The organism is Pseudomonas coronafaciens pv. oryzae str. 1_6 (assembly GCF_000156995.2).
GTDB lineage: Bacteria > Pseudomonadota > Gammaproteobacteria > Pseudomonadales > Pseudomonadaceae > Aquipseudomonas > Aquipseudomonas tremae.
Genome location: NZ_CP046035.1, coordinates 4,292,011 through 4,318,917, shown reverse-complemented (window position 1 = coordinate 4,318,917; position 26,907 = coordinate 4,292,011). Strand labels below are relative to the sequence as shown.

The following is a 26,907-nucleotide window of genomic DNA, read 5'->3' as shown; positions in this document are numbered from 1 at the left end:
TGCTTCGCTCGTCTGGTCTGCCTGAATCGTAGGAGCGGACTTGTCCACGATCTGTCGGGAACCGGCAGTAAAACCAGTGCATACGATACATCAGGTATAACCGAAGTCACCGGTTTCAGGGGTTGTTCAAAGGCACTTGGCCCCCACACCCCCGCTGGCAGAAGCCTACCTTTGCTTACTTGCGCGCCTGATATGCCTTGCCGTAATGCCTCTCCAGCCTGGACTGCAATAGTTCCAGGCCGATCGACATGATCCAGTAGAGCACCGCAGCGGTGGTCAGCATTTCGATGTAGCGATAGCTGGACCGGCCATACGATTGCGCCAGAAACATCACTTCCCAGACCCCCATCACTGAGATCAGCGACGAGTCCTTGAGCATGGAAATGAACTGGTTGGTGGTCGGCGGGATGATGGTGCGCATCGCCTGAGGCAGGGTTACCCGCCAGAAGATCTGTGCCGGACGCAGGGCCAGGGCCAGGGCAGCTTCACGCTGCCCGGCAGCAACGCCAATGATGCCGGCGCGGAAGATCTCGCTCAGGTAAGCCCCGTAGTTGAGTGACAGGGCTATCACCCCGGCCATGATCGCGCCCGGCACGATTCCCACCTGCGGTAACCCCAGGTAAATCAGCAGAATCTGGATCAGCAAGGGTGTACCGCGAAAGAATGACGCGTAAAAGCTGGCGATACCGAATGCCACTGCGCTGCTGGACAGTCTCGCCAGCGCTGTGACAAAGCCCAGCACCACCGACACGATGATCGAACACAGCGACACAAACAGCGTCAGTGCTGCCCCCTGAAGAAACCCGTTGGGCGCAAGATGCAGGCCGATCAGGTTCGGCAGCTTGTCGAGGATGATCGACAGCTTCAGATCGAAGCTCAGGAAAAACCCGGCGAACAGCACAAACATGACCAGCCAGGTCAGGTAAAGCCGTGTGCGGAACCCTAAGATGCGCTTGAGCACGCTTTGATCGGCCTGCTCGGGTGGACGTTGCGGCTCGAAGGAAGTCATTTGCTGATGTCAGCACCGATCCACTTTTGCGACAGCTTGCTCAAGGTGCCGTCTTTCTTGAGTTCAGCAAAGACTTCACGCACTTTGGCATCCCATTCCGGGTCATCTTTCTCGATCGCCACCGAGTTGGGCTCTTCGTAAAGCGACTCGTCCGCCAGCTTGAAACGTTTGTCTTGGTCCAGGCGCGGTTTTGCCGTCACCAGGTTGGTCAGTATCGCGTCCAGACGCTTGCCCGCGCCCAGCCCGAGGTCCTGAAACGCTACGTTGTCGTTGTCGTAAGGGGCGATCTGCACGTCTTCGAACGGGTATTGCAACGGCTTGTCTTCCGCGCCGTCGATCACCAGGTTCTTGTTCAGGTAGCTTTCGTAGCTTGATGCGCTGGTCAGGCCGACCTTTTTACCGCTCAGGTCCTTGGCCGAGTGAATGCGGTCATCCGTAGCGTTGACCACGATCACCGCTGGCGATGCGTAGTACTCGACCGGAAAACTGAAGACTTCAGCGCGGGCCTTGCTTGGGGTCATTGAGCAGACGCAGATGTCATAGCGCCCACTCCAGTGGCCTGCAGCGATCACGTCCCAGGAAGGTGTCTCAAGGCGCAGCTTGACGCCGAGTTTTTGCGCCACGGCCTTGGCGACGTCCACATCGAAGCCGTCCAGTTCGTTCTTGTCATTCAGGAAGGAGAAGGGCGGGTAACTTTCCATGAGGACGTTAACCAGCTCTTTGTTTTTCTGCACGCGGTCCAGCGTAGCGCCAGCCAGGGCTTGAGTCGAGGCAGCCAGAGTCACAAGGCCAATGCCCAGCAGAGCGCGATAGTTCACAGATATCCCCCGAAAAAGTGTTTGTAGTTTGATGTAAGGGCCGTATTAAATACGTTATACAAGACTGACTCATAATGAGTTTTTTTCATATACATATAAGCAGATCACCTATGACCCAAGGCACCACTGTAATTCTCGATGGCGGCATGGGCCGCGAGCTACAGCGTCGCGGCGCGCCTTTTCGTCAGCCCGAATGGTCGGCACTGGCGTTGAGCGAGGCGCCTGAGGCGGTCAGTGCGGTACACACCGCTTATATCGACAGCGGCGCGCAGGTCATCACCAGTAACAGTTACGCGGTTGTTCCGTTTCATATCGGTGAAGAGCGTTTCGCCCGCGAAGGTCAGGCACTGGCTGCGCTGGCCGGGCAACTGGCGCGTGCGGCAGCCGATGCGTCGGGCGGCCGCGCGCGGGTGGCGGGTTCCATTCCACCGCTGTTCGGCTCCTATCGTCCTGACCTCTACAAGCCTGAACAGGCGGCCGACGTGCTCAAGCCGTTGGTGGCAGGGCTCTCGCCCCACGTCGATCTGTGGCTGGCCGAGACCCAGAGCTGCATTCTGGAAGCGCAGACCATTCGTGCCGGTCTGCCTGCCGATGGTAAACCGTTCTGGCTGTCGTTCACCCTTCAGGATGAAGACACCGATGAAGTCCCGCGCCTGCGTTCCGGCGAGCCGGTTGCCGACGCCGCCAAGGCTGCTGTCGAGATGGGTGTTGCAACGTTGTTGTTCAATTGCAGCCAGCCTGAAGTGATCGGTGGCGCGATCGATGCGGCGCGTGAGGTGTTTGAAGCGTTGGGCGTCGATATCGCTATCGGCGCCTACGCCAATGCCTTTCCCCCGCAACCCAAGGACGCCAAGGCGAACGACGGTCTGGATGAATTGCGTGAAGACCTCGACCCTGAGGGTTATCAGCAGTGGGCGGCGGACTGGGTGAAGCGCGGTGCCACGCACATTGGTGGTTGCTGCGGAATTGGCCCGGAGCACATTGCGGTGCTGTCGCGAAGTCTCTGATCCCGGCAAGCAACCGGCAAACAAAAAGCCCCGTGACTCGCCAGGTGTCACGGGGCTTTTTGTGGGCAGGCCTGGTGATTTACGGCGTATTCAGCTTGTGCCGCTCGTCGATGTGCCCCTCAGTCGTGGAGAAACTCTGCACCTGGCTGCTTTTATCCAACAGTTCCAGGGCTTCGTCGTTCCGGGTGCTGACACGCTCATACAGCTGCGCATCGGTTTCCAGAATCTTTTCCCGGGCCGGGAAAATCTCGTCGAGCTTGCCAGCCCATTCAGTGCGGGTTTTTTCCGGGAAGCAGCGTTCCAGAAGTTCGAGCATGATCGACACGGTCACCGAGGCGCCAGGTGAAGCGCCGAGCAGGGCGGCCAGCGAACCGTCGCTTGCAGAAACCAGCTCTGTACCGAATTGCAGCACACCGCCCTTTTTCGGGTCTTTCTTGATGATCTGCACCCGCTGGCCAGCTACTTCCAGGCGCCAGTCTTCAGCCTTGGCTTCCGGGTAGAAGCGCCGCAGCGATTCGAGGCGTTGCTCCATCGACTGCATCACTTCGCTGACCAGGTATTTGGTCAGGTCCATGTTGTCGCGAGCGACTGCCAGCATCGGCTTGATGTTGGCGATGCGAACCGAGAGCGGCAGGTCGAGGAACGAGCCGTGCTTGAGGAATTTGGTGGTGAAACCGGCATAAGGTCCGAACAACAGGGACTTCTTGCCGTCGACCACGCGAGTGTCCAGATGCGGAACCGACATCGGCGGCGAACCGACGGCTGCCTGGCTGTAGACCTTGGCCTGATGGTGCTTTACCACTTCCGGGTTGTCGCATCGCAGCCACTGGCCGCTGACCGGAAAACCGCCGAAGCCTTTGCTCTCTTCGATGCCTGACATCTGCAGCAAGGGCAGCGCTGCACCGCCGGCACCGAGGAACACGAACTTTGCGTCGATCTCACGCGTGCCGCCGCCGTTCACGTCCTTGACGGTCACTGTCCAGCCAGCACCCTTGCGGGTCAGGTTGGTGACTCGGCTGCGGTACTTGATTTGCGCGTCCGGCGCGCGTGAGAGGTGATCAAGCAACTGGTTGGTCAGCGCGCCGAAATTGACGTCCGTGCCGTTCATCATGCGCGTTGCGGCGACTTTCTCGTCTGCCGGGCGGCCGGGCATCATCAGCGGCATCCACTCAGCCAGTTTCGCCTTGTCCTCGGTGTACTCCATCGAAGAAAACGCGTGATGCCTGCTCATCGCTTCAAAACGGGTCTTGAGGAAGGAGATGCCTTTTTCACCCTGTACGAAGCTCAGGTGAGGGACCGGATTGATGAATGATTTTGCCGAACCGAACGTGCCTTTGCGCATCAGGTGAGCCCAGAACTGTTTCGAGACCTCGAACTGGGTATTGATGTGCACCGCTTTCTTGATGTCGATGGAGCCATCTGCCGCAGGTGGCGTGTAGTTCAACTCGCACAGACCAGCGTGACCGGTGCCGGCGTTGTTCCAGGGGTTGGAACTCTCTGCAGCACCGGAATCCATCAGCTCAACGACTTCCAGCTTGAGGCCGGGGTCGAGCTCTTTGAGCAATACCGCCAGAGTGGCACTCATGATGCCGGCTCCGACCAGTACTACGTCGACTGCTTCGTTATGCGCCATTAACGCGTCTCCAAAATCTGCAGCACCAAATTGACGGCATACGATCCTGAGGCTGTTTGCCAGGTGTCGGGGCTTGAATCAAGGTAGTGCCCTCGTTTTCCTGGCCAGGATCGCCTGACCGATTCTTCGCAATTTTTCGCATCTAAAGCGCAGGTCCCGGTCAGGTTCGTTGATGGTTCATTATTAGCTCATGAACGCATTTTCAAGCCTGCAAGGCCATTCGACCAACGTCAGGGAGCCTGTCGCAAGACGGGCCCGCGACTAGGACGTCAGGCGCCGGACATGGAGGCGCAGTCGCGGCCGGTCCCGTTCAAAAAGGCCGGTTCAGACGCTGATGGTGCATGTTCAACCGCATACCTATTCATTTGCTCGCCACACTCTTGTGAAGTAGTGAAACTCGTTTTTCACGTCCTTTTGGGAACGTGAACCAAACCTCAAAATGGCTGCGATGACAGCGCTGGCAGGTCAGGTGCATAAAGAGTGAGGCGCTGGCAGGTGAGAAAGGTTCGATATGATTCGAGCATTCTTCACCTTTCATCGAGCACACTCGTGCGCAAATGACCTGTGTGGGCGGCTCTCTGTGGGCGATACGGAGGTGCTAATACAGTGATTAGCGATGCTGCGAGGCCCGATCAGGAGACGTCCTTATAATCGGGGGAAGATTATAGCGATGAAATGACAGGAATTGATCGGTTTAAATGACTTTTATTCGCCGTCGGGTCAGGCGGTGAGCAACTGACCGCGAGTTGAACGCGCGCTACGCTGCGCAACGCGTGCGCTGGCGGGCAGTGGCTGATTCAGCCAGCTCAGTCGCTGCTCGGTCACTTCGACCCACTCGATGCCGGATGGACGCTGGGCGCAGTGTTTGAACGCGCGGCAGATGCCAGCCTGGTCGATGTGGGCATAGTGGCGATGCTGACGACGGGCAGTGAACAGAGAACGGAACAGATTCATGGCGCAGCTCCTGTGACGTGGATGAACGTCTGTGCGATGAGGGCGAGTCTGCCGCGCGCATGTTACGCCCTGATTACATCGTGAGGCTTCGACCAGCAGCGGCTTGCGGCAATCCGGGCTTACCCGTCAGAGGCCACTGGTGAGTGCAGTGCGCACGCCGCTATACTGCTGCACATTCAGTGTCTGGCCCATGGAGAAATGAGCATGCTGCGTCGCATTTTGTTCGGTTTGCTTGCTGTAAGCAGTTTGACCCTGGTGGGGTGTGCCCACAGTCCGCAACAATTGAGTCCTACCCCCAAGATCAATGCTCAGCTTGCGGCCGTAGGTCGCGGCCAGCCTGTGGTGGTGCGCGTGGTCGACGGCCGTCCAGGTCCGACCCTGGGCACGCGTGGCGGGATGTACCCGGAAACCAGCGCTATCAGCGTCAACGGCGCGGACATCGTGCCCAAGTTGCAGGCCCAGGCCGAAGCAGCCGTACGTCTGCTGGGCTTCACGCCAACCCAGGGTGGCAGTGCTCCACAGTTGACGGTGACCCTGGCGGACCTGAAATATCAGTCGCCTAAAGAGGGGCTGTACGTGACCGAGGCGACCATCAGTTCGACTTTCCGCGCTGACGTGCGCAACAACGGTCGTACCTACAGCGGTCGCTACGCAGCGTCCCTGGACCAGCGTTTCGGCATGGCGCCGAATCAGGAAACCAACACGAAGCTGGTCAGTGACGTGTTGAGCGACGCGCTGACTCGCGTGTTCCAGGACCCGACCATCGGTTCGACCCTGTCGCAGTAAGCGTCGGCGCTAAAAAGGCGCTAAACAAAAAGCCCGGCCCTTGTAGAAAGGGCCGGGCTTTTTGGTTTCTGGTTCAAGCCGCCTGCTGGTAAAAATCCAGAAAGCTGAAGCCGGTGTCCTGATCCAGATCCGGCAGATCATGATGAACGTGCCCACCCAGAGCGCAATAGACCAGCCAGTGGCGATCCTGAACGTTGAAGGCCAGACCATCGATCAACTCCTGCTGCTCATCGCTCTGGGCAATGAGGTACAGGCGGTCCTGATTGTTTGCATGCAGCATGACAAGCTCCAAAAAGAGTGAAGTCCGTTTCTCGAGGAGCCACACAATGCAGCCGCCGCGTTACGCTTCGGTGACAGCGGCAGAGAATTTTCATGCAGGATATTTCCGAGAGGCGTTCAAGATCGGACGCAGAGCGTCCAGAACAGCATGCCCACGCTGGAGCATGGGCACGATAGGCGATCTTTTGGGCATCTATCTTATGGCAGCGCCAGCCCGGCCTTGACGCGGTACTGGTTGCGGACCGGCGTTGCATATTGCTGGATAAGGTAAGGGCGGTGCTCAGGAGGCACACCTGCCAGTCGGCCGTCCCACTCGTCTCGGGCGCGCTCCAGCTCATCGGCCGGGAATAGAGCCTCTGCCTTTGGCACCTCTATCGCCGGATCGGCATCGTTCCATTGTGCGTAAGCCAGGTAATGCACCGGAAAGAGTCGGTAGCCGCCGAGAATTTGCCGGTCCATTTCGATGGCCAATTGCTTGGTGTCCTCGAAATGCTCGGTTATCGGCGGTGCGAAGTTCACGTGTACCCGGCCCTTGTAGCCCGTGATTCCCAGCGCGATGCTGACATCGTCTTCGCCGGGCGTCTTGGCGTAGGAACCCGTCGTCGCCCGAATATAAAGCTCGCGGGCCTTGGCGCTGTCGCACGGATCGTACTCGTAGCTGATCGATACCGGGATCAGGTTAAGAGAGCGAATCACGTCGCCAAATGGTTCTTCCTTGCGGCTCATGTGGAACATCTTGAGGATCGCCGATTCGGTTCGGTCATCTCCGTCCTTCGCCCGCCCCTCAGCCTGAGCGATCCAGATCGACTGGCAATCCTTGGTGATCGAATGGTTGATGTAGGCCGACAACAGCTGGTAGGCCGCCATCTTCTCGCGGCGCCCGATGATTGAGCGATGCACGATGAAACTCTTGTTCAGGCGCATCAGGTCGCTGACAAACGGCTTTTGCAGCAGGTTGTCGCCAATCGCAATACGCGGTGTAGGCAAGCCTGCGTGGTACACGGCATAGTTGACGAACGCCGGGTCCATCACGATATCGCGGTGGTTGGCCAGAAACAGATAGGCACAACCGGACTTGAGCTGCTCCACGCCGGTATAGGTCACGCCGTCGGTAGCGCGTTCGATGGTGTGGTCGACATAGTATTCGACCTTGTCCTGCAGGGAGGCGACCGAGTCGATACCTGCGAACTCACGGCGCAGCTTGCGCGCCAGGGTGGGTTGCAGGATCCAGCCGAGTGCGCCCGCGAGGCGGGGGAAGCGGAATTTGGTCAGAATTGCGAGAAAGGCTTTGTCGCTCAGCAGGCGTGCCAAGACGGCGGGGACTTCTGCATCGTTGTAAGGTCGAATGGCATCGAATTCGCCCATCATGCTCTCTTGTCGGAAACGTGTAGGGTAAAAGAAGACAGTTTTGTTAAAACAGCCGTCTGAAGAATAGGCCAATTATACGCATAACTGATCCCGGAGACCCTGATGCAGGAATTACAGAGCTACGACTGCCCTTATTGCGGCGAACCTGTCGAGGCCGTGCTGGACTTGTCGGGTGGTGATCAGCAGTACATCGAGGACTGCCCGGTGTGTTGCCGCCCGATCATTTTCGATCTGCAGACCGATGGCCAGGACTGGAATCTGGATGTTCGCAGCGAGAACGAATGATGCAGAAAATCTACGAGCCCGAGAACCTGATGGAGGCCGAATTGCTGCAGACAATGCTCGCCAGTGAGGGCATCAGGGCGCATCTGGCCGGCCGTGACCTGCTCGGTGCGATGGGCGAGCTGCCAGGGCTTGGGCTTCTGGCAATCAAGGTGGAAGATGCGCAGGTCGAACGGGCGCGTGAGCTGATCACTGCGTACAATAGCGCTTCGCCCGTGTCTGGCGATGAGCCGGATGATTTTCCCGATGTACTGGTGTGCTGAGCACCCTCAAAAGAGTCTGATTAGCCCCCATGTGTGGACGCTTCGCCCTGTTTCGCTGGACCCCTGCCTTTGCTGCCTTGCCCGGTTTTCCGGCTGACCAGAAGGCGCAATGGAACATTTCGCCAGCGGACTGGGTGTTGATCATGCGCGCTGCCGAAAACGATCAGGGGATAGAACTGGTTCGAGCCCGTTGGGGTTTGACCCCGGCCTGGCTCACCGACTTGTCGAAAACTCCCGCTCATGCGCGTGCCGAAACCGTCGCCGAGCAGCCGATGTTTCGCGACGCATTTGCCCACCGCCGCTGCCTGCTCCCGGCCAATGGCTTTTACGAGTGGCGTGGCACAGTGCGCAAGCGCCCGTTCTGGCTGACGCCGGGCGAGGGCGCCGCGTTGTTTTTTGCTGCTATCTGGGAAGCATATCCGGTGCAGGGGCACACGTATCTGAGTGTGGCTGTGGTCACCCAGGCCGCCGCGACCCAGCGCCGTCCGCTGATCCTGGATGCCAAAGGCCAGAAAGACTGGCTGGCTGCCGACACTCCGCTCCCGACCCTTCAGGCGTTGCTGGCCGCGCCGCAGCTTGCCCTCAGAGAACGTCCCTTGGCGAACCTGGTCAACGACCCCAAGCTCGACGCCCCCGAATGCCTGACTCCCTTGAGTTAGGCGAGCAGGGCTAAAAGCGGCGAATAAAACAAATCCGATATCCGCCTCGAAGCGCATCTGATACAAACGTGCACACACGTCCGGGAACCTTCCACCTCTCTCGAAACCGAACATGCCATTTGGTCTGTATCTGGCGCGGAGGTCTGCCCCGGGAATGACCGTTTCACAAACAAGGAGATTCACCATGCGTCAGTCATTTGCCCTCTGTGCCTTGAGCGCTGCGTTGCTGCTCGGCGGGTGCCAGGCAGTCAATACCACCAGTGGCGACTCGGTCGGTGTGGAGCGCAAACAGTACATGTTCAGCATGCTTTCCACCGATGAAGTCAACAAGATGTACGCTCAGTCCTATCAGCAGACGGTGGGTGAGGCGACCAGCAAAGGTATCCTCGATACCACCAGCGCCAACGCCAAACGTGTCCACGCCATTGCGGATCGGCTGATTGCCCAGGCCCCGAAACTGCGGCCCGACTCGGCGCAATGGAAGTGGGAAGTCAACCTGATCAAAAGTGACGAGCTGAACGCCAACTGCGGCCCTGGTGGCAAGATCTTCGTTTACACCGGTCTTATCGACACCCTGAAACTGACTGACGATGAACTTGCGGCTGTCATGGGCCACGAGATTGCTCATGCCCTGCGCGAGCATGGCCGCGAAGCGATGTCCAAGGCATACGGTGTGGCGATGGCCAAGCAGGGTGCTGGCGCCTTGTTGGGGCTTGGTCAGGACAGCCTGGCGCTGGCCGACACCGTGGTGAACTACAGCCTGACGCTGCCCAACAGCCGCAGTAACGAAAACGAAGCCGACCTGATTGGTCTGGAGCTGGCCGCGCGTGCCGGTTACAACCCTAACGCCGCCATTACCCTGTGGCAGAAAATGACTCAGAACTCAGGCGGTTCGCAGCCCGAATTCATGAGCACTCACCCGGCGTCGGAAAGTCGTATTTCTTCACTGCAGGCGGCGATCCCCAAAGTGATGCCGCTGTATCAGCAGGCTGCCAAGTCCTGATTGAATGATTGTCCTGCGCTGCGGCATTCGCCGCAGCGTCCTTGCAGTGCCGATCAAACCCAGCCGCTGACCTGCATCGCCTTGTAGACAGCCACCAGTGCCAATACGAAAAACGCGCACGCCGCCAGACGGCGGATCAGCGTCAGCGGCAACTTGTCGGCTGCAAAATTACCCGCCAGAACTACCGGGACATTGGCCAGCAGCATGCCGATGGTGGTGCCGAGAATGACCAGCCACAGGTGCGAATATTGCGCCGCCAGCATGACGGTGGCGATCTGCGTCTTGTCGCCTATCTCGGCGATGAAGAACGTTATCAGCGTGGTCATGAACGGGCCGAATTTTCGCGCTGTGCTGGCCTCGTCATCGTCCATCTTGTCCGGGACCAGTGTCCACAGCGCCGTGGCGGTAAAGCTGGCGGCAAGAATCCAGTGCAGGACTGCGTCGGAAAGGAACGTGCTGAACCAGGCGCCCACAGCGCCAGCTGCCGCATGATTGGCCAGTGTCGCGGCGACAATGCCGGCGATGATCGGCCAGGGTTTGCGAAAGCGTGCGGCGAGAACAAGCGCTAGCAGCTGCGTCTTGTCACCGATTTCGGCGAGTGCGACGACAGCGGTGGGGACCAAAAATGATTCCAGCATCAGGATTCCTTGGGGGCGGGTCGACACGGCTATGACACGTACAGCCTTCCCGCCCCGGGTAAGGTGTTCGTGTCATAGGTCTGGTCAAACCACTGATCCGTCTGAGCGGATTCCGGGTCGCACGTACCATGGTCTGAGGACCAAGTATGTTGATACGTGCCGGACGAGCATGGCGCTCGTGGGAGACTACTCCCCTAGGACGGAGCGGATTCTGCCTTCGCGAATACGTTTGGGCAAGCGCTTATTTTCAAGAGCGTTTGGCGCTGTAGATCTTGAAACCATTGCCTTGAGCCTTGACGTGGCAGAACCCTACATGCTCTTCGATCAGTGGCTGATAACGCAGAAAGTTATTCGCAACCACGCGCAGTTCGCCACCTGATTTCAGATGTTGGCGTGCTTTTCTCAGCAGGTTTTCTGTTGCCATGTAGTCGGTATGCACCCCGACATGGAACGGTGGATTGCTCAAAATGGTGTTCAAATCCATCGGTGCGGCATCGATTCCGTCCCCGGTCAGGACTTGTGCTTCCAGGCCATTGGCGGCAAGGGTCAAGCGCACACTGGCGGTGGCGAATGCATCCACGTCGAGCATGATCACTTCGTTGTGCGGGTAGCGGCGCTTGACCGCTGCGCCGAGCACGCCGGCGCCACAACCGAAGTCGAGCAGGTTGCCACTGGGCAGTTTGTCGATGTTTTCCAGCAAGAGCGCCGAGCCACGATCAAGACGACCATGACTGAACACGCCCGGCAGGCTGACGACTGTCAAAGGGCCATCCTGCAGTTCGATATGGTAGGGCTTGGCGAGGCTTTCCAGTGCAACGGCTTGCGGGGCGTGTTCGACGGTGACCTGCCAGAGCTGGCAGTGGCGGGCGCTGTCGAGTTTGCGCGCGCGTCCGAAGGGGCTGAGTTGTTTGGCGGCGGCTTCGATCCCGCCACGTTTTTCACCGACCAGAAACAATTCACGTCCGTCGAGGCGGGCGGCTAGCGCGTTAAGCAGGTAATCGGTCAGGTCACGGGCTTTGGGCAGAAACAGTACGGCGGCATCAAAAGCAGCCTGTGGAACCTCGACGCCGAAATCGACGCGCCCCTCGAAACGCGCGTCCAGCGCAGCTTGATCGCCCGCATGCCAGCACCATCCACGCGCATCCGGCAGTTTTCCGAGCAGGTCGTCGGCGGGCAAGCCGACCAGCAACAGCGGGCCTTGAAACAGCTCGGGCTGACGGAGTAACACTTCACTGCGCGGGTCCATGGACTGGCTCCTGAAAAAGCGCGCAGTCTAACAGGATACGGCGGGGCAAACGCAGAGCGTCCAGAACGGCATGCCGACGCTTAGCGTCACACGACAGGCGTCCGAAATAACGTCGCACGATAGTAGAGGTTATCGTTCCTCACGCTCAGCGGGGGAATACCGTTCACGACGCTCTGCGTCGCAAAAAGGCTGGCACCTTTTAGGCAGGCATCAGACAGCGTAATCTGCCGAGTCAGACTTGAACCCTCCAGGAGGTCCCACATGTATTTGGCAGAATTTCTCACCGTCGCGCTAATCCACCTGCTGGCCGTCGCCAGTCCCGGCCCCGACTTCGCGGTCGTGGTGCGGGAAAGCGTGACGCACGGGCGCAAGGCGGGCACCTGGGCGGCGCTTGGCGTTGGCTCGGCCATCTTCCTGCATGTGGGTTATTCGTTGCTGGGCATCGGGATTATCGTTTCCCAGTCCATCGTGCTGTTCAACGCTCTGAAGTGGGCTGCCGCCGCGTACCTGCTGTACATCGGCATCAAGGCCCTGCGCGCCAAACCGGCTGCGGCGAATGACGAGGCGTTGACCAAGGCCGTCCTTGGCGAGCGCACCGCTCGCGGCGCCTACATCAGTGGCTTTGTCACCAATGGCCTGAACCCCAAGGCGACGCTGTTTTTTCTGTCGCTGTTTACCGTGGTGATCAACCCGCACACGCCGCTGCTGGTGCAGGGCGGCTATGGCGTTTACCTCGCGATAGCAACGGCCTTCTGGTTCTGCCTTGTGGCGCGGCTGTTCAGTCAGGCGCGGGTGCGTGCCGGTTTCGCGCGCATGGGGCACTGGTTCGACCGAATCATGGGCGGTGTACTGGTCGCGCTGGGGATCAAGCTGGCACTCACCGAGGTGCATTGAAACGTACAGGCCAGAGGGCCTTCGTCTCTCGGGGCGCAGGCCGGGCCGCTGCGCCCGAAGGCCCATTCGAGGCAGCATAAAGTCAGGTCGATGCTCTTCAAAAAATCATACCTTTGAGCGATTCCGATGGCAGCCGACGGCTCTAGAGTCCATATTTCCAGCCTTGCCCGTGGACTTTGAAAAAGGTACCCATATGTTACAGACTCGCGTTCTTCCGCCAGCCGATGGCGCTTACCAGTACCCTCTGTTGATCAAACGCCTGTTGTTGTCCGGCAGCCGTTATGAAAAGACGCGTGAAATTGTCTACCGTGATTCCGTTCGCTACACCTATGCGACGCTCAACGAGCGCATCTGCCGCCTGGCCAACGCACTGACTGCCGCAGGTGTCAAAGCCGGCGATACGGTGGGCGTCATGGACTGGGACAGCCACCGTTATCTGGAGTGCATGTTCGCGATTCCGATGATTGGTGCGGTGATTCATACCGTCAACGTTCGGCTCTCTGCGGAGCAAATCGCCTACACCATCAATCATGCTGATGACCGCCTGTTGCTGATCAACAGTGAGTTCGTGGGGCTTTACCAGGCGATGTCTGGACACCTGAGCACCGTCGAAAAGACCCTGTTGCTGACCGATCAGCCGGAAAAGACCGCCGAGCTGCCCAATCTGATTGGCGAGTATGAAGCGTTACTGGCTGCAGCCAGCCCCACCTACGAATTCGAGGATTTCGACGAGCATTCGGTCGCGACCACGTTTTATACCACTGGCACCACCGGCAATCCCAAGGGCGTCTATTTCACCCACCGCCAACTGGTCCTGCACACGCTGGGCGTGGCAACCATCATGGGTTGCATCGACAGCACCCGGCTGCTCGGCACCGATGATGTCTACATGCCCATTACGCCGATGTTCCACGTGCATGCCTGGGGCATTCCGTATGCAGCGACCATGCTGGGCCTCAAACAGGTCTACCCAGGCCGTTATGAGCCTGAGTTGCTGGTAGAGCTGTGGCGCCGAGAGAAAGTCACTTTTTCGCATTGTGTGCCGACCATCCTGCAAATGCTGCTCAACGCCAAGTCTGCTCAGGACGTCGATTTCGGCGGCTGGAAAATCGTCATTGGCGGCAGCTCACTGAACCGCGGCCTGTATCAGGCGGCCAAGGCCAAGGGCATTCAGCTCACTGCCGCCTATGGCATGTCGGAAACCGGCCCCCTGATTTCAGTGGCGCACATCAACGAAGAGCTGAAGGCCGGCAGTGAAGACGAGCAGATAACCTACCGAATCAAGGCTGGCGTTCCGGGGATGCTGGTAGATGCTGCGATCATCGATCAGCAAGGTAATTTTCTCCCGGCCGATGGCGAAACCCAGGGCGAACTGGTGCTGCGCGCACCGTGGCTGACCGAAAGCTATTTCCGTGAACCCGAGAAAGGTGCCGAACTGTGGGCGGGCGGATGGTTGCGCACGGGCGATGTGGCCACGCTGGACGGCATGGGGTTCATCGATATTCGAGATCGTATCAAGGACGTTATCAAGACCGGAGGCGAGTGGATCTCTTCTCTGGAACTCGAGGATTTGTGCAGCCGACATCCTGCGGTTCGCGAGGTCGCGGTGGTGGGAATAGCCGATCCGCAATGGGGCGAACGACCCTTCGCCTTGCTGGTGATTCGTGACGGTCATCAGCTGGATGCCAAGGGGCTGAAAGAGCATCTCAAGCCTTTTGTCGAGCAAGGTCACATCAATAAGTGGGCCATTCCCGGCCAGATCGCGCTTGTTACGGAAATTCCCAAGACCAGCGTCGGCAAGCTTGATAAAAAGCGCATGCGTCTGGATATCGCAGACTGGCAAAATAACAACAGCGCGTTTCTTTCCAGCCTTTGACGCCGGTGTCAGCCGTAGCTGCTGGTGCGGCGCGTGTCTGCGCCGCAGGTTCTGATCGGTGACTTGCCAAATTTTCAATTTCAGCCATCCTCCCCGCCATACGCTTTGCGTGCCTTCCCGGAAACGGGCGGGCCAGACGCGCTGGTCCTGCAAATCACACTTTAGAGTGATCTAGTGGCCAGCCCTGCTGGCTATAGTCGGCACAGGGAACGAGCAAGAGCGGACCTGGCAACGTGAGTTGATTCGATGACCGAGTCGGTTTTGAGTTATCCCACGGCCATAACAATAAAACACACGGAGTAGCGTCGATGACAACCACATACCCCTTCTGGCGCCGGGCAAAACTGCCGCTGGCCGTTAGCCTTGCTTCGTCACTGGCCGGCCCGGCGTTCGGCGTGACATTCAACGTTGGCGAGATCGAAGGCAGCTTTGACTCCTCGCTGTCGGTGGGCGCCAGCTGGTCGACCGAAAACGCCAACAAAAACCTGATTGGTGCCAACAATGGCGGGCGTGGGTTGTCGCAGACCTCCGATGATGGTCACTTGAATTTCAAGCGTGGAGAGACGTTTTCGAAGATATTCAAGGGTATTCATGATCTGGAACTGAAATACGGCGATACCGGTGTGTTTCTGCGCGGTAAGTACTGGTATGACTTCGAGCTTAAGGATGAAAATCGCGAGTTCAAGGACATCAGCGATTCAGGCCGTAAAGAGGGTGCCAAGTCCTCCGGGTTCCAGCTGCTCGACGCTTTTGTGTATCACAACTATTCGATCGCGGATCAACCGGGCGCCGTGCGTTTCGGCAAGCAGGTCATCAGTTGGGGCGAAAGTACCTTCATCCAGGGGGGGATCAACAGCGTCAACCCGGTCGATGTCTCGGCCTTTCGGCGTCCAGGTTCGGAAATCAAGGAAGGCCTGATTCCGGTCAACATGTTCTACCTGTCCCAGAGCTTGACCGACAACCTGTCGGCCGAAGGCTTTTATCAGCTGGAATGGGACCAGACGGTCGTCGACAACTGCGGCACCTTCTTCTCGCAGCCGGACGTGATCGCCGATGGCTGCAACAACAACCTCGCGGTACTGCGCAGCCGCAGCGGCCTGAACAGTTCGTTGAGTGCCGCCGGACTGCCGGCGGGTGCGCGTGGTGCAGTGTTCAACTCGCTGTCGCAGCAGGGCGTGGTGTTCGGCAACCCGGATGAAGGCGCCGTCGTGCGCCGTGGCCCTGACCGCGATGCGCGAGACAGTGGCCAGTTCGGGTTTGCCTTGCGTTATAACTACGAACCGCTGGACACCGAGTTCGGTGCCTACATGATGAACTACCACAGCCGCGCGCCGATTTTCAGTGGACGCGGTGGCTCGGCTGCATCGTTCAGCCCGCAAGGGCTGGTCGGCTCGCTGGTGCGCAACGGTCTGCCTGCAAGCACTGCTGCAGCGCTTGCCCCGACCCTGCTGCCGGTGGTGGTGGCGGGCAACTCCAGCTACTACGTCGAATACCCTGAAGACATCCGTTTGTACGGTTTGAGCTTCTCGACCACCTTGCCTACCGGCACCGCGTGGAGCGGCGAGATCAGCTACCGCCCGAACGCACCGATTCAGGTCAATACCACCGACATCCTGTATTCCGGCATTTCCCCACTCAACCCGAATGTATCGCTGCTGAACGGGCAACCGAATACCGATCAGCCCGGCTACCGGCGCAAGGAAATCACCCAGCTGCAGACCACGTTCACCCAGTTTTTCGATCAGGTCATGGGCGCAGAGCGTCTGACCCTGGTGGGCGAAGTGGGCTGGACTCACGTCGGTGGCCTCGAAAGCACCTCGAAAATCCGCTACGGCCGCGACCCTGTCTATGGGCCGGGTCCATTGCCTGGCGGCCAGTGCGCAACCCTGAACGCGGGTACGCTGACTGGTGCCGAGCAGAACAACCTGACCCGTTACTGCGAAGACGACGGCTTCACCACGTCCAACTCCTGGGGTTATCGCGGGCGCGCCATCTGGGATTACAACAGCGTTTTTGCCGGGGTCAACCTCAAGCCCAGTGTTGCCTGGTCACATGATGTGAAGGGTTATTCGCCCGGCCCTGGTGGCAACTTCGAAGAAGGACGCAAGGCCGTCAGCCTCGGCCTTGACGCCGAGTACCAGAACACCTACACCGCGAACCTCTCCTACACCAACTTCTTTGACGGCAAATACACCACCGTCGATGACCGGGACTTCGTGGCGCTCAGCTTTGGCATGAACTTCTAAGCACATGTTTTCAGGATGACGACGAACATGAAAATAACAAAAAATCTGTTGCAAGCCGGTGTATTGGGGCTGTCATTGCTGGCCACCGGGGTGATGGCGGCGGTGTCCGCATCGGACGCGGCAAAGCTGGGTACAACCCTGACACCCATGGGGGCGGAAAAGGCCGGTAACGCCGCCAATACGATTTCAGCCTGGAGCCCGATGCCGAAAAACGCCGGGGCGGTCGATAGCCGCGGTTTTCTTGCCAACCCTTACGCCAGTGAAAAACCGTTGTTCATCATCACGGCGGCCAACGTCGAGCAATACAAGGACAAGCTGGCGCCTGGCCAATACGCCATGTTCAAACGTTACCCGGACAGCTACCGTATCCCGGTTTATCCGACTCATCGCGGTGCCACAGTGCCGGATGAAGTGTTTGCTGCGATCAAGAGAAACGCCACCACCAGCAAGCTGGTCGGTGGCGGCAGTGGTCTCGAGAATTTCGATACGGCTGTTCCGTTCCCGATTCCTGCCAGCGGTGTCGAAGTCATCTGGAACCACATTACCCGTTACCGCGGCGGCAGCGTGAAGCGTCTGGTTACCCAGGCTACTCCGCAGCCGAACGGCTCCTACAGCCTGGTGTACTTCTCCGACCAGTTCGTGTTCCGCGACAAGATGAGGGATTTCGATCCGAAAAATCCAGGCAACGTGTTGTTCTACTTCAAGCAGGAAGTGACTGCCCCGGCACGTCTGGCCGGTGGTGTGCTGCTGGTACACGAAACCCTGGATCAGGTGGCCGAACCTCGCTCGGCCTGGCTGTACAACGCCGGTCAGCGACGTGTGCGCCGCGCGCCGCAGGTGTCCTACGATGGGCCGGGCACGGCGTCCGACGGGTTGCGGACCTCCGATAATCTGGACATGTACAACGGTGCCCCTGACCGCTACGACTGGAAGCTGATTGGCAAGCAGGAAATGTACATCGCAGCCAACAGCCACAAGCTGGACGACCCGACGCTCAAGTATGCCGACATCATCAAGGCCGGCCATATCAACCAAGACCTGACACGCTATGAACTGCGCCGCGTCTGGCACGTGACCGCCACCCTCAAGGAAGGTCAGCGGCATATCTATGCCAAGCGTGACTTCTTCATCGACGAAGACACCTGGCAGGCTGCAGTCATCGACCATTACGATGGGCGAGGTCAGCTATGGCGCGTGGCTGAAGCGCACTCCGAAAACTACTACGACAAGCAGGTGCCGTGGTACGCGATCGAGACCCTGTATGACCTGCAGTCCGGTCGCTACGTGGCGCTGGGCATGAAAAACGAAGAGAAGAAGGCCTATGAGTTCGGCTTCACGGCCGGTACCAGCGACTTCACCCCCAACGCACTGCGTCAGGAAGGCGTGCGTTGAGCAGAGGGTTGTAACGCAGGTCGATACAGGCCGCAGGCCGATCAGTGACCGATACACAGGAAAGCCCCTTGAGTGGGGCTTTTTTGCGCATGTGTATCGGCCTTATAAGCTGTAGGAATTTTGTTACAGTCTTTTCGGTGATGAACTTTCAAAAGTGCAGATTTAACCGCTAGTCTCCGAACACCGCGATGCCGAAACACTGATCCCCACACGAGCCGGCCATGACTGATCTGTCCCGAATGCAAGGGTTCACAGACAGCGCGATTCCTGCGTTGGAGGGGCGTTTTTTTCGCCCACCACTTCCCGAAGGTTACGTTCCCCGTTCCCGCCTGTGCCAGCGCCTCGACGAGGGGCTGGGCGGTCGGTTGCTGCTGGTGTGCGCCCCGGCCGGCTTTGGCAAGAGTTCGCTGGCAGTCGAGTTCTGTGAGGGGCTGCCGGGTAAATGGCAAACCGTGTGGCTCGGACTGAGCGCACGCGACAGCGACCCTGGCCGTTTTCTGGAGCGGCTTCTGGCTAGCCTTCAGCAGTTGTTTCCACAGTTGGGCGCCCAGGCGATGGGGCTGTTGAAGATGCGTCAGCGTCATCAGCCGTTCGCATTCGAAGAATGGCTCGACAGCCTGCTCGACGAGCTGGCCCTGCATTTGCTGTTGAGCAAACCGCTGTTGCTGGTGCTGGATGATTACCACCTGGCTCAAGGCCCGGTGCTTGACCGCTGTTTGCAGTTCTTCCTCACCCACCTGCCGGTCGGCCTGGTTGTGATGGTCACCAGTCGGCAGCGTCCGGAGTGGCACCTTGCACGTTTGCGTCTGACCCGGCAGTTGCTTGAAATCAATGAACAGGACCTGCGCCTGACCCATGCGGAGTCCGTTGCCGTGCTGGCCCGGCCAGGTCGTTCGCTGGACGGCGAGGCGCTGCAAAGCCTCATTCAGCGCAGCGAAGGCTGGGTGGCCGGTTTGCGATTCTGGTTGCTGGCAGCTTCCGAAGCTGACGACGAAAGCGCCTTGTCGCAGGCGCTGCGTGGCAGTGAGGTATTGATTCGCGAGTACTTGCTTGAAGAAGTGATCGACTGCCTGCCAGCCGATGTTCAGGCTTTTTTGTACGACACTGCCTGTCTGGAGCGTTTTTGCGCCGAGCTGTGCAATGCGACGCGGGACACTCATGACAGCGGCGAAATGCTGCGCTACCTGCAGGCGCATCAAGTGTTTCTCGTGCCGCTGGACGAGCAGGGCCACTGGTTTCGCTATCACCACCTGTTTTCCGATCTTTTGCGCGCGCGACAGGCAGCAGGCCCGCAGCCCACTCGTCTGCACCTGAATGCCTGCCGCTGGTTCAGTGCTCAGGGCCTGCTCGACGAGGCGGTCGAACAGGCCCTGCGCGCAGGGCATCTGGACGTTGCGGCCAATCTGGTGCAGAACCTTTCCGAAGAACAACTGCTGGCCGAGCAGAATGTCGGCATGTTACTGCGTTGGAAAATGGACCTGCCGGATGAGCTGCTGACCAGTACCCCGCGCTTGATCGTCCTTTACGCATGGGCGCTGGGGCTGGCCTGTCAACTGGATGCTGCCGAGGAACTGGCCAATCAACTGAGCCGGTTTCTACCTGCGCCTTCGGCAACTGCTCAAAAATCGATGCTCGCTCAATGGCTGGCCCTCAGCGGTGTCATTGCGCGGGGACGCGGCGACAGTGAGCAGGCCGGACGCTATTGCGCCGAAGCCTTGCTGAGCCTGCCTGAAAAACGTTACGGACAGCGATTGGTCTGTCTTTCGACGTTGGCCAACCTGGCGGTTGCAGAGGGCGACCTGTGGCGAGCGAGGGTGCTGAACCGAGATGCGCTCGAGCTGGCCCAGAGGGTCGCCAATCCGCTGTTCGAAGCCCTGGCGCATTATGACCGCGCCAGAGTCCTGCAGGCCCGGGGCGAGGTACTTCGCGCGCTGGAAGAAGTTCGGCGCGGTCTGCAGCGCCTCAAAGGGCTTTCCACTGTGCGCTTGTATGCCGTGCGTGCACGCCTGACGCTGTATGAAGGCTATTTATCGACACTGCGTCTGCAGGTCAGCGAAGGGCGGGTATTGTTATTGGCCGGGCTGGCCGAAGCGCGTGCCTGTCGAGACATCAGTGTGCTGATAGGGCACTGCGTGATTGCCACAATGGACGGTTGCGATGGCCGGTTTTCCGAAGCGTTCGCCGAACTGGCCGAGGCCGAGCGGCTGATGCACATTTGGGATGTGCCGCCTGTCTACTACCTGGCCATGATCACGCTGGTCAAATGCGAGCTGTGGTTGCTGCAGGGACGTAGTGACTTGGCCGAGGCGTGGCTGCTGCGTCTGACCCAGACCTATAACGGCGGCCTGGGTGTCGCAGCCCCGGAGTGTCATCCGCAGTTGCCGCAACACATTGAACTGCAGCGTGCCGTGCTGGAGCGAACGCAGGGCGATAGCGTTACCAGCGAACAGCGCTTGCAGGCACTTGAGCAGCGTGCGCGGTGCGTGGGTGCGCAACTGCTCGAGTTGATCGCGATGACTCAGCAGATCGACCTTTTGCTGGGTCAGTCGCGTCTCGACGAGGCTCGGGTGTTGCTGCTGCGCTGCCTGCATGCGGCTGCCGGTGGGGCGCTTTTGCCGTTCAGAACGCTGCTTGGCGAACATGCCCAGTGGCTGCACGAGCAGTTGCTGCAAGCGCCGCACTGCAAAGTGCGCAATGCGCTGCTGGAAAAATTCCCTGCGTGTTTCATACCGCTGACGCCTGAGCCTGCTCATGGCAGCGACTGCCTCAGCGTGCGTGAACTGGGTGTGCTGCAATTGATTGCAAAAGGTTGCTCGAATCAGGAAATCAGCGAGCAGCTGTTCATTTCCCTGCACACCGTCAAGACTCACGCCAGCCACATCAACAGCAAACTGGGGGTCGAGCGGCGTACGCAGGCGGTGGCGCGGGCGAAGATTCTGGGCCTGCTAGGGTAACGGGCGGTCGGATCAGCTTGGGCTTCCTGCCCACATTGCATCAATGTTCTTCAGCCCCCAGTCAGCGGGCAACTCGATTTTAACGATCACGTCGTGTTCTGCGGGGTCCTCCAGATCAAGAATCTGTGCCGCAAAAGTCTTGCCGGTATGAGCTGACATGAACACCTTCACGATCGGCTTCAGCAAGGACTGGCCGCTCTGGTCGATCACTATGCCCAGACGTCCGCTTTCCAGTCTCACCAGCGTGCCGACAGGGTAGATACCCACGGTTTTGACGAAGCTTTGAAATACCGCTTCATCAAAGTGGCCTTTCCAGGTGGCCATCTGGCGAATCGAATGGGCAACGCCCCAGCCTTTTTTGTACGGGCGTTCTGAGGTGATGGCGTCATACACATCGCAAACCGCGCCCATACGCGCAAAAATGCTGATCTGATCGCCTTGCAGGCCGTGTGGATAACCTGTGCCGTCGACTTTTTCATGGTGATGCAGGCACACATCCACCACCGCCTCCGCGACCGGTTGACTGTTGTTGAGGATGCCCACACCCAGTTCCGGGTGAGCCTTGATAAGCTCGAATTCTTCATGGGTCAGCCGCCCGGGTTTGTTGAGCACGTCCGGGTCAATCATCATCTTGCCGACATCGTGCATCAGACCGGCCACGCCCGCCTGACGTATCTGTTCGTCCGGCATGCCCATGCGCCTGGCCAGTGCGACCATCAGCGCGCAAACGGCCACTGAATGCATGTAGGTGTATTCGTCGGCCGTCTTCAGGCGCGACAGGCTGATCAGCGCATGGGGGTGACGCAGGATGGAGCTGGATATTTCTTCGACCAGCAATTGCATGTTTTCTGCGTTCATCGCCTTGCCCATGCGGGCTTCGGTGAACATGTGCATGACCGCGTCTCTTGCCTTTGCGCAGATCATCCGGGCGCGCAGCACCTCCTTGTCGAGGCTGACCGGGTCGGTATCAGACACAAATGTCTCAAGCTCGGAAGAACCGCCGGCGGCAGGTGGCTCGATGACGCGAAATTTACCGGTTTCTATCCAGACTTCTTTGGTGCCCGAGGCTTTAATGCGCTTCAACACCTCGGGATCATCGAGCATGACGTCGACCAGGCTCGTCCAGAAAGGGTCATTGGTCAATCGGCGGCAGAATTTGTGAATGTGCATGCCCAGAACAAGCTGGCTAACGGGAATTTTTTTCAACATGATCAAGGACCCGCGTGCAGAGGCATGAGCGTGCAAGGTGCGACACAGCGTGTATGCAACCGACCGCCGGAGGGTGTGCGCAGTGTGTGTCCGTTATGGATAGACATGATTTCACCTCACCGAGTGCATTGATCATGACGATCTCAAAATGCCAGTATACGGGGCGGTCAGGTAAAAAATCATGTCTATTTACGGCCTGCCGATCACACCTCGAAAGCTTCACATTCTGCGCAATGTAACGCCACGCGCCCACGTCTCTGAGATGGCATGCTTGCGCAAATGTCCTGGTCTCTGACTGGCGCCCCGATGCCTGATGTCCAGCACTTCGCTGCTGCCAATTCGGTCCTGGACGCCTGTACGGCGGGCGGTTCAGCCGGGGTTAAGGAATTTTTGACAGTCGGCATGCTCTAATCCGGTTACCAGCGTTCGTCAAAACCAGGAGCTCCTGAATGTTTACCTCGCGTCGTTTGATTATTGTTGCCACTGCCGTTGCCATGCTTTCGGGCTGTGCGACATCCAACCCCTATGACAATCAAGGACAGGCGCAAAGCTCCGGTGGCATGAGCAAAACAGCCAAATACGGTGGGCTTGGCGCATTGGCTGGTGCTGTCGCTGGCGCGGCCATCGACCACAACCATCGTGGCAAGGGCGCATTGATCGGCGCCGCTGTTGCGGGCGCTGCTTCCGCAGGTTATGGCTATTACGCTGACAAGCAGGAAGCTGCATTGCGTGAGAGCATGGCCAATACCGGGGTAGAGGTGCAGCGTCAGGGTGACCAGATCAAGCTGATCATGCCGGGTAACATCACTTTCGCGACCGACTCTTCGGCGATTGCCAGCAGCTTCTACTCGCCGTTGAACAACCTGGCGAGCTCGCTGAAGCAGTTCAACCAGAACAACATTGAAATTGTCGGCTACACCGACAGCACCGGTAGCCGTCAGCACAACATGGACCTGTCACAGCAACGTGCCCAGAGCGTGGCTACCTACCTGACATCCCAAGGCGTCGATCAAACTCACCTTTCAGTGCGCGGTGCAGGGCCTGATCAACCGATCGCCAGCAACGCCGACGTCAACGGCCGCGCCCAGAACCGCCGCGTAGAAGTCAACCTCAAGCCGATCCCTGGCCAGCAGTACTGACACGCGCCGCTGCGTTCGCATCAGAGCGGACGCAGCGCCTCTGTAATTGCATCCTCTCGCGGAGCACGGGCCGGTTCAGGCCTACACCCAGGGGGCGGAGTGTTCTTGGTGACGCTCTACGTCACACGTCTGCGCCGCGATGCTCTGGGTACTGCTCGTGCAGCCTGTCCAGCAGTCGGTCTTTTTCTTCCCACAATGCATTGATCCACTGCTGGAATTCCAGACGGTACTCGCCATCCTGGTCGTAGTTTTTGCCTAGAAACTCCTGCGGAATTTTGATTTCTTCGAAGTGGGCGACGACTTCCTTCACGTTGCCGCACAGCAGATCCCAGTAACCGGGTTGTCCGCCGGGGTAGTGGATGGTCACGTTGATGATCGATGCCAGCTGTTCGCCCATCGCATCAAGCACAAAGGCAATGCCGCCAGCTTTCGGTTTCAGCAGATGACGAAAGGGCGATTGTTGCTGCGCGTGTTTGCTGGCTGTAAAGCGCGTGCCCTCTGCAAAGTTGAAAATCCCTACCGGGTTATGACGAAACTTCGCGCAGGTGCGGCGGGTGGTTTCCAGGTCTTTGCCTTTCTTTTCCGGGTGCTTGGCCAGATACGCTTTGGAGTAGCGCTTCATGAACGGAAAACCCAGGGCCCACCATGCCAGGCCAATCACCGGCACCCAGATCAGTTCCTGTTTGAGGAAGAATTTCAATGGGCGGATGCGCCGGTTGAGTACGTACTGCAACACCATGATATCCACCCAGCTCTGATGGTTGCTGGTGACCAGATACGAGTGCTGGTAATCCAGCCCTTCCAGGCCGCTCAGGTGCCAGCGGGTGTGGCAAAGCAGTCTGATCCAGGCATTGTTGGTGCCGATCCAGGTTTCATGGATGTGGCTCATCAACCAGTCGGTGAAACGCTGGGCGGCGGAGAAGGGCAGGCAGAGCTTGAAGATGGCGACCACGAACAGCACCGAACAACAGACGATGGTGTTCAGCGCCAACAGCAGCGAAGCAATGACGCCGCGCAGTGGGGCAGGCAGGAAATCCATGACAGGCAGTGCTCCGGAAGTTGTCGAGCGCCGCAGGCTGTCCTGCGGCATCTCGGTGTGTATCAGGAAAGTGTGTCGGCCTGTATGGCCGTCAGTGCGATGGTGTAGACGATGTCATCAACCTGCGCGCCGCGGGGCAGGTCGTTCACCGGTTTGCGCAGCCCCTGCAGCATCGGCCCAAGGCTTACGCAGTCGGCACTGCGCTGAACCGCCTTGTACGTTGTGTTGCCGGTATTCAGGTCCGGGAACACGAAGACATTCGCGCGTCCTGCCACCGGGCTGTCCGGCGCCAGTTGCCGGGCGACGTCTTCATTGGCTGCGGCATCATACTGCAGAGGCCCGTCGATCAGTAGATCACGGCGGGTTTCCCGTGCCAGCTGAGTCGCTTCACGGACCTTCTCGACCTCTTCACCGCTGGCCGAGTTGCCGCTGGAGTAGCTGATCATCGCCACGCGCGGCGAGATGCCGAACGCGGTCGCCGAGTCGGCACTTTGCAGGGCAATTTCGGCCAGCTCGCTGGCACTCGGGTGCGGGTTCATGATGCAGTCGCCATACATCAGCACCTGCTCGGGAAACAGCATGAAGAACACCGAGGAAACCAGCGTGCAGCCCGGTGCGGTCTTGATCAGTTGCAGGGCCGGGCGGATGGTGTTGGCGGTGGAATGAACAACGCCTGACACCAGCCCATCGACCTCGTCGAGCGCGAGCATCACTGTGCCTATCACCACCGGGTCTTCAAGCTGTTGCTCGGCCATCGGCGCGTTCAGGCTCTTGCTCTTGCGCAGTTCCACCATCGGCGCCACATAGCGCTCGCGAATCACCTCGGGGTCCAGAATCTCGAGCCCTGGCGGCAACTCGATACCGTGCGCCCTGGCCACCGCCTGCACTTCCTCGGGCCTGGCCAGCAACACGCAACGAGCGATTCCGCGGGCCTGACAGATTGCTGCAGCCTGAATGGTCAGCGGTTCGTTACCTTCCGGCAGGACGATGCGCTTGTTGGCCGTCTGTGCGCGCTGGATCAACTGATAGCGAAACACAGCAGGCGACAGCCTCAGCTCGCGCGGGGTGCCGCAACGCTGGTGCAGCCAGCCGGCATCCAGATGGCTGGCGACGAAATCGGTGATGTTTTCCGCGCGTTCGCGGTCATCGATAGGGATTTCCTTGTTCAACTGATTGAGGCGGTTCGCCGTGTCATATGAGCCGGTGCTGACAGACAGCACCGGCAGACCGGCCTGGAGCGCGCCCCGACACAGTTCCAGGATGCGCGGGTCGGGCAGGGTATCGCTGGTCAGCAGCAGGCCCGCCAGCGGGACACCGTTGATGGCCGCCAGACTCACGGCCAGAATGATGTCGTCGCGGTCGCCCGGCGTGACCACAAGCACACCTGGCTTGAGCAGCGGGACGGTATTGAGCACGGTGCGCGCGCAGATAATGATTCTGGACATGCGTCGCTGGTCGTAGTCACCCGCGTTCAGTACCTGCGCGCCGAGCAGTTCGGCCACGTCGCGGGTGCGCGGTGCATTCAGTTCGGCGCGATAGGGGATGCAGCCCAGCAGCCGGAAATCGCCATTACGCAGCAGCGGCGAGTGGTCTTTCAGGCGCGCGGCGAAAACTGCCATGCTCTCGTCCGTGCGGACTTTGTTGAGGATCACGCCAAGCACCTTCGGGTCCTTGGGACCACCAAACAGCTGGGCCTGCAGTTCGACCCGCCCCGAAAGCTCGGTCAGCACTTCGTTTTCCGGTGCCGAAACCAGAATGACTTCGGCATCCAGGCTCTTGGCCAGGTGCAGGTTGACCCGAGCGGCGTAACTGGCGCTGCGAGTCGGCACCATGCCTTCGACGACCAGCACATCCTTGCCGACAGCTGCCTGTTGATAAAGATTGATGATTTCTTCGAGTAGCTCGTCCAGTTGACCGTCACCCAGCATGCGCTCGACATGCGACAGTGCCAGAGGCTTGGGCGGCTTGAGCCCATGCGTTCGGGCCATCAGTTCGGTCGAGCGCTCTGGCCCCAAGTCACCGGGGTGCGGTTGGGCAATCGGTTTGAAAAAGCCCACTTTCAGGCCTGCGCGCTCCAGCGTGCGCACCAGGCCGAGGCTGATGGAGGTCAACCCCACACCAAAATCCGTGGGGGCGATAAAAAACGTCTGCATACGGGCTTCTCGATTGGGCAGTGCAAGGGGCGCAGCAGATATGGAACAGCGGCTGGCCAA

23 protein-coding genes and 1 riboswitch are annotated in these 26,907 nt (G+C 59.2%); of the genes, 12 read left to right on the top strand and 11 right to left on the bottom strand.

Going from position 1 to position 26,907, the window contains the following annotated elements; translation table 11 throughout:
- Nucleotides 1-175 precede the first annotated feature (175 nt).
- Nucleotides 176-1,009, bottom strand: a complete 834-nt coding sequence (locus POR16_RS19355; RefSeq protein ID WP_005891217.1) for an amino acid ABC transporter permease — start codon at nucleotides 1,007-1,009, stop codon at nucleotides 176-178.
- The gene (locus tag POR16_RS19350; protein WP_005891219.1) at nucleotides 1,006-1,827 is read right to left on the bottom strand and encodes an ABC transporter substrate-binding protein; all 822 of its coding nucleotides are present in this window, start codon (nucleotides 1,825-1,827) and stop codon (nucleotides 1,006-1,008) included. The genes POR16_RS19355 and POR16_RS19350 overlap by 4 nt, the downstream gene beginning before the upstream one ends.
- A 110-nt stretch (nucleotides 1,828-1,937) precedes the next feature.
- On the opposite strand from POR16_RS19350, the gene POR16_RS19345 reads away from it, so the two are divergent.
- Nucleotides 1,938-2,834 (top strand): homocysteine S-methyltransferase family protein, encoded by an 897-nt coding sequence (locus tag POR16_RS19345; protein WP_005891220.1) that lies wholly within the window; start codon nucleotides 1,938-1,940, stop codon nucleotides 2,832-2,834.
- A gap of 79 nt (nucleotides 2,835-2,913) precedes the next feature.
- Here POR16_RS19345 and mqo read toward each other — a convergent pair whose 3' ends face one another.
- Nucleotides 2,914-4,467 carry a malate dehydrogenase (quinone) gene (gene mqo / locus POR16_RS19340; RefSeq protein ID WP_005891221.1) on the bottom strand — a complete coding sequence of 518 codons (1,554 nt, stop codon included), beginning with the start codon at nucleotides 4,465-4,467 and terminating at the stop codon, nucleotides 2,914-2,916.
- Nucleotides 4,468-5,187: 720 nt separating this feature from the next.
- On the bottom strand, nucleotides 5,188-5,421 hold the full coding sequence (locus POR16_RS19335) for a hypothetical protein (protein WP_005891223.1): 234 nt from the start codon (nucleotides 5,419-5,421) through the stop codon (nucleotides 5,188-5,190).
- 204 nt (nucleotides 5,422-5,625) lie between these two features.
- On the opposite strand from POR16_RS19335, the gene POR16_RS19330 reads away from it, so the two are divergent.
- A complete protein-coding gene (locus POR16_RS19330; RefSeq protein WP_005891224.1) occupies nucleotides 5,626-6,207 on the top strand; it encodes a YajG family lipoprotein in 582 nt (193 codons plus the stop codon).
- 73 nt (nucleotides 6,208-6,280) lie between these two features.
- Here the strand turns inward: POR16_RS19330 and POR16_RS19325 are convergent, their stop codons facing one another.
- Nucleotides 6,281-6,487, bottom strand: a complete 207-nt coding sequence (locus POR16_RS19325) for a hypothetical protein (protein WP_005891226.1) — start codon at nucleotides 6,485-6,487, stop codon at nucleotides 6,281-6,283.
- Between the two features lie 197 nt (nucleotides 6,488-6,684).
- Nucleotides 6,685-7,851, bottom strand: coding sequence for a 1-acyl-sn-glycerol-3-phosphate acyltransferase (locus POR16_RS19320; protein WP_032618611.1), 1,167 nt, complete (start codon nucleotides 7,849-7,851; stop codon nucleotides 6,685-6,687).
- Nucleotides 7,852-7,956: 105 nt separating this feature from the next.
- On the opposite strand from POR16_RS19320, the gene POR16_RS19315 reads away from it, so the two are divergent.
- The 4 genes from POR16_RS19315 to POR16_RS19300 all read left to right on the top strand — a co-directional run bounded on the left by POR16_RS19315 (nucleotide 7,957) and on the right by POR16_RS19300 (nucleotide 10,061).
- The gene (locus tag POR16_RS19315) at nucleotides 7,957-8,139 is read left to right on the top strand and encodes a CPXCG motif-containing cysteine-rich protein (protein WP_005891229.1); all 183 of its coding nucleotides are present in this window, start codon (nucleotides 7,957-7,959) and stop codon (nucleotides 8,137-8,139) included.
- Entirely contained in the window at nucleotides 8,139-8,399 is a 261-nt protein-coding gene (locus POR16_RS19310) for a putative signal transducing protein (protein ID WP_005891231.1), read from the top strand. Before POR16_RS19315 ends, POR16_RS19310 begins: the two co-directional genes overlap by 1 nt.
- Before the next feature lie 29 nt (nucleotides 8,400-8,428).
- Nucleotides 8,429-9,058, top strand: a complete 630-nt coding sequence (locus tag POR16_RS19305) for an SOS response-associated peptidase (protein ID WP_005891232.1) — start codon at nucleotides 8,429-8,431, stop codon at nucleotides 9,056-9,058.
- A gap of 184 nt (nucleotides 9,059-9,242) precedes the next feature.
- Complete coding sequence (locus POR16_RS19300; RefSeq protein WP_005891233.1) at nucleotides 9,243-10,061, top strand: M48 family metallopeptidase; 819 nt, start codon at nucleotides 9,243-9,245, stop codon at nucleotides 10,059-10,061.
- A 53-nt stretch (nucleotides 10,062-10,114) separates the two neighbouring features.
- Here POR16_RS19300 and POR16_RS19295 read toward each other — a convergent pair whose 3' ends face one another.
- Both POR16_RS19295 and POR16_RS19290 read right to left on the bottom strand, forming a co-directional pair.
- The gene (locus tag POR16_RS19295) at nucleotides 10,115-10,699 is read right to left on the bottom strand and encodes a TMEM165/GDT1 family protein (RefSeq protein WP_005891234.1); all 585 of its coding nucleotides are present in this window, start codon (nucleotides 10,697-10,699) and stop codon (nucleotides 10,115-10,117) included.
- A gap of 69 nt (nucleotides 10,700-10,768) precedes the next feature.
- A riboswitch (yybP-ykoY riboswitch) is annotated at nucleotides 10,769-10,907 on the bottom strand.
- 39 nt (nucleotides 10,908-10,946) lie between these two features.
- Entirely contained in the window at nucleotides 10,947-11,945 is a 999-nt protein-coding gene (locus POR16_RS19290; protein ID WP_005891235.1) for a class I SAM-dependent methyltransferase, read from the bottom strand.
- A 261-nt stretch (nucleotides 11,946-12,206) separates the two neighbouring features.
- Between POR16_RS19290 and POR16_RS19285 the strand changes: the two genes are divergently transcribed.
- From POR16_RS19285 to POR16_RS19265, 5 genes are all read left to right on the top strand, one after another.
- Nucleotides 12,207-12,839 carry a LysE family translocator gene (locus tag POR16_RS19285; RefSeq protein ID WP_005891236.1) on the top strand — a complete coding sequence of 211 codons (633 nt, stop codon included), beginning with the start codon at nucleotides 12,207-12,209 and terminating at the stop codon, nucleotides 12,837-12,839.
- A 193-nt stretch (nucleotides 12,840-13,032) separates the two neighbouring features.
- On the top strand, nucleotides 13,033-14,715 hold the full coding sequence (locus POR16_RS19280) for a fatty acid--CoA ligase (protein WP_005891237.1): 1,683 nt from the start codon (nucleotides 13,033-13,035) through the stop codon (nucleotides 14,713-14,715).
- A 308-nt stretch (nucleotides 14,716-15,023) separates the two neighbouring features.
- Complete coding sequence (locus POR16_RS19275; RefSeq protein ID WP_005891238.1) at nucleotides 15,024-16,961, top strand: DUF1302 domain-containing protein; 1,938 nt, start codon at nucleotides 15,024-15,026, stop codon at nucleotides 16,959-16,961.
- A 27-nt stretch (nucleotides 16,962-16,988) separates the two neighbouring features.
- Nucleotides 16,989-18,353, top strand: coding sequence for a DUF1329 domain-containing protein (locus tag POR16_RS19270; RefSeq protein ID WP_005891239.1), 1,365 nt, complete (start codon nucleotides 16,989-16,991; stop codon nucleotides 18,351-18,353).
- A gap of 221 nt (nucleotides 18,354-18,574) precedes the next feature.
- Nucleotides 18,575-21,307, top strand: coding sequence for a winged helix-turn-helix domain-containing protein (locus tag POR16_RS19265; RefSeq protein WP_122381135.1), 2,733 nt, complete (start codon nucleotides 18,575-18,577; stop codon nucleotides 21,305-21,307).
- Between the two features lie 12 nt (nucleotides 21,308-21,319).
- Here the strand turns inward: POR16_RS19265 and POR16_RS19260 are convergent, their stop codons facing one another.
- Entirely contained in the window at nucleotides 21,320-22,516 is a 1,197-nt protein-coding gene (locus POR16_RS19260) for a cyclic di-GMP phosphodiesterase (protein ID WP_005891243.1), read from the bottom strand.
- A gap of 449 nt (nucleotides 22,517-22,965) precedes the next feature.
- On the opposite strand from POR16_RS19260, the gene POR16_RS19255 reads away from it, so the two are divergent.
- Nucleotides 22,966-23,655: a YiaD family glycine zipper/OmpA-like lipoprotein gene (locus tag POR16_RS19255; protein ID WP_024670446.1), complete on the top strand. Its 690-nt coding sequence runs from the start codon at nucleotides 22,966-22,968 to the stop codon at nucleotides 23,653-23,655.
- A gap of 121 nt (nucleotides 23,656-23,776) precedes the next feature.
- Here the strand turns inward: POR16_RS19255 and POR16_RS19250 are convergent, their stop codons facing one another.
- Both POR16_RS19250 and pta read right to left on the bottom strand, forming a co-directional pair.
- Entirely contained in the window at nucleotides 23,777-24,694 is a 918-nt protein-coding gene (locus POR16_RS19250; protein ID WP_005891246.1) for an acyltransferase, read from the bottom strand.
- A gap of 62 nt (nucleotides 24,695-24,756) precedes the next feature.
- A complete protein-coding gene (gene pta, locus POR16_RS19245) occupies nucleotides 24,757-26,847 on the bottom strand; it encodes a phosphate acetyltransferase (protein WP_005891247.1) in 2,091 nt (696 codons plus the stop codon).
- Nucleotides 26,848-26,907 lie beyond the last annotated feature (60 nt).

What these genes read in the sequence shown, in the direction of transcription:
- POR16_RS19355 (WP_005891217.1), bottom strand. Translation starts at nt 1,009, where the DNA reads ATGACTTCCTTCGAGCCGCAACGTCCACCCGAGCAGGCCGATCAAAGC.
- POR16_RS19345 (WP_005891220.1), top strand. Translation starts at nt 1,938, where the DNA reads ATGACCCAAGGCACCACTGTAATTCTCGATGGCGGCATGGGCCGCGAG.
- mqo (WP_005891221.1), bottom strand. Translation starts at nt 4,467, where the DNA reads ATGGCGCATAACGAAGCAGTCGACGTAGTACTGGTCGGAGCCGGCATC.
- POR16_RS19335 (WP_005891223.1), bottom strand. Translation starts at nt 5,421, where the DNA reads ATGAATCTGTTCCGTTCTCTGTTCACTGCCCGTCGTCAGCATCGCCAC.
- POR16_RS19330 (WP_005891224.1), top strand. Translation starts at nt 5,626, where the DNA reads ATGCTGCGTCGCATTTTGTTCGGTTTGCTTGCTGTAAGCAGTTTGACC.
- POR16_RS19325 (WP_005891226.1), bottom strand. Translation starts at nt 6,487, where the DNA reads ATGCTGCATGCAAACAATCAGGACCGCCTGTACCTCATTGCCCAGAGC.
- POR16_RS19320 (WP_032618611.1), bottom strand. Translation starts at nt 7,851, where the DNA reads ATGGGCGAATTCGATGCCATTCGACCTTACAACGATGCAGAAGTCCCC.
- POR16_RS19315 (WP_005891229.1), top strand. Translation starts at nt 7,957, where the DNA reads ATGCAGGAATTACAGAGCTACGACTGCCCTTATTGCGGCGAACCTGTC.
- POR16_RS19310 (WP_005891231.1), top strand. Translation starts at nt 8,139, where the DNA reads ATGCAGAAAATCTACGAGCCCGAGAACCTGATGGAGGCCGAATTGCTG.
- POR16_RS19305 (WP_005891232.1), top strand. Translation starts at nt 8,429, where the DNA reads ATGTGTGGACGCTTCGCCCTGTTTCGCTGGACCCCTGCCTTTGCTGCC.
- POR16_RS19300 (WP_005891233.1), top strand. Translation starts at nt 9,243, where the DNA reads ATGCGTCAGTCATTTGCCCTCTGTGCCTTGAGCGCTGCGTTGCTGCTC.
- POR16_RS19295 (WP_005891234.1), bottom strand. Translation starts at nt 10,699, where the DNA reads ATGCTGGAATCATTTTTGGTCCCCACCGCTGTCGTCGCACTCGCCGAA.
- POR16_RS19290 (WP_005891235.1), bottom strand. Translation starts at nt 11,945, where the DNA reads ATGGACCCGCGCAGTGAAGTGTTACTCCGTCAGCCCGAGCTGTTTCAA.
- POR16_RS19285 (WP_005891236.1), top strand. Translation starts at nt 12,207, where the DNA reads ATGTATTTGGCAGAATTTCTCACCGTCGCGCTAATCCACCTGCTGGCC.
- POR16_RS19280 (WP_005891237.1), top strand. Translation starts at nt 13,033, where the DNA reads ATGTTACAGACTCGCGTTCTTCCGCCAGCCGATGGCGCTTACCAGTAC.
- POR16_RS19275 (WP_005891238.1), top strand. Translation starts at nt 15,024, where the DNA reads ATGACAACCACATACCCCTTCTGGCGCCGGGCAAAACTGCCGCTGGCC.
- POR16_RS19270 (WP_005891239.1), top strand. Translation starts at nt 16,989, where the DNA reads ATGAAAATAACAAAAAATCTGTTGCAAGCCGGTGTATTGGGGCTGTCA.
- POR16_RS19265 (WP_122381135.1), top strand. Translation starts at nt 18,575, where the DNA reads ATGACTGATCTGTCCCGAATGCAAGGGTTCACAGACAGCGCGATTCCT.
- POR16_RS19260 (WP_005891243.1), bottom strand. Translation starts at nt 22,516, where the DNA reads ATGTTGAAAAAAATTCCCGTTAGCCAGCTTGTTCTGGGCATGCACATT.
- POR16_RS19255 (WP_024670446.1), top strand. Translation starts at nt 22,966, where the DNA reads ATGTTTACCTCGCGTCGTTTGATTATTGTTGCCACTGCCGTTGCCATG.
- POR16_RS19250 (WP_005891246.1), bottom strand. Translation starts at nt 24,694, where the DNA reads ATGGATTTCCTGCCTGCCCCACTGCGCGGCGTCATTGCTTCGCTGCTG.
- pta (WP_005891247.1), bottom strand. Translation starts at nt 26,847, where the DNA reads ATGCAGACGTTTTTTATCGCCCCCACGGATTTTGGTGTGGGGTTGACC.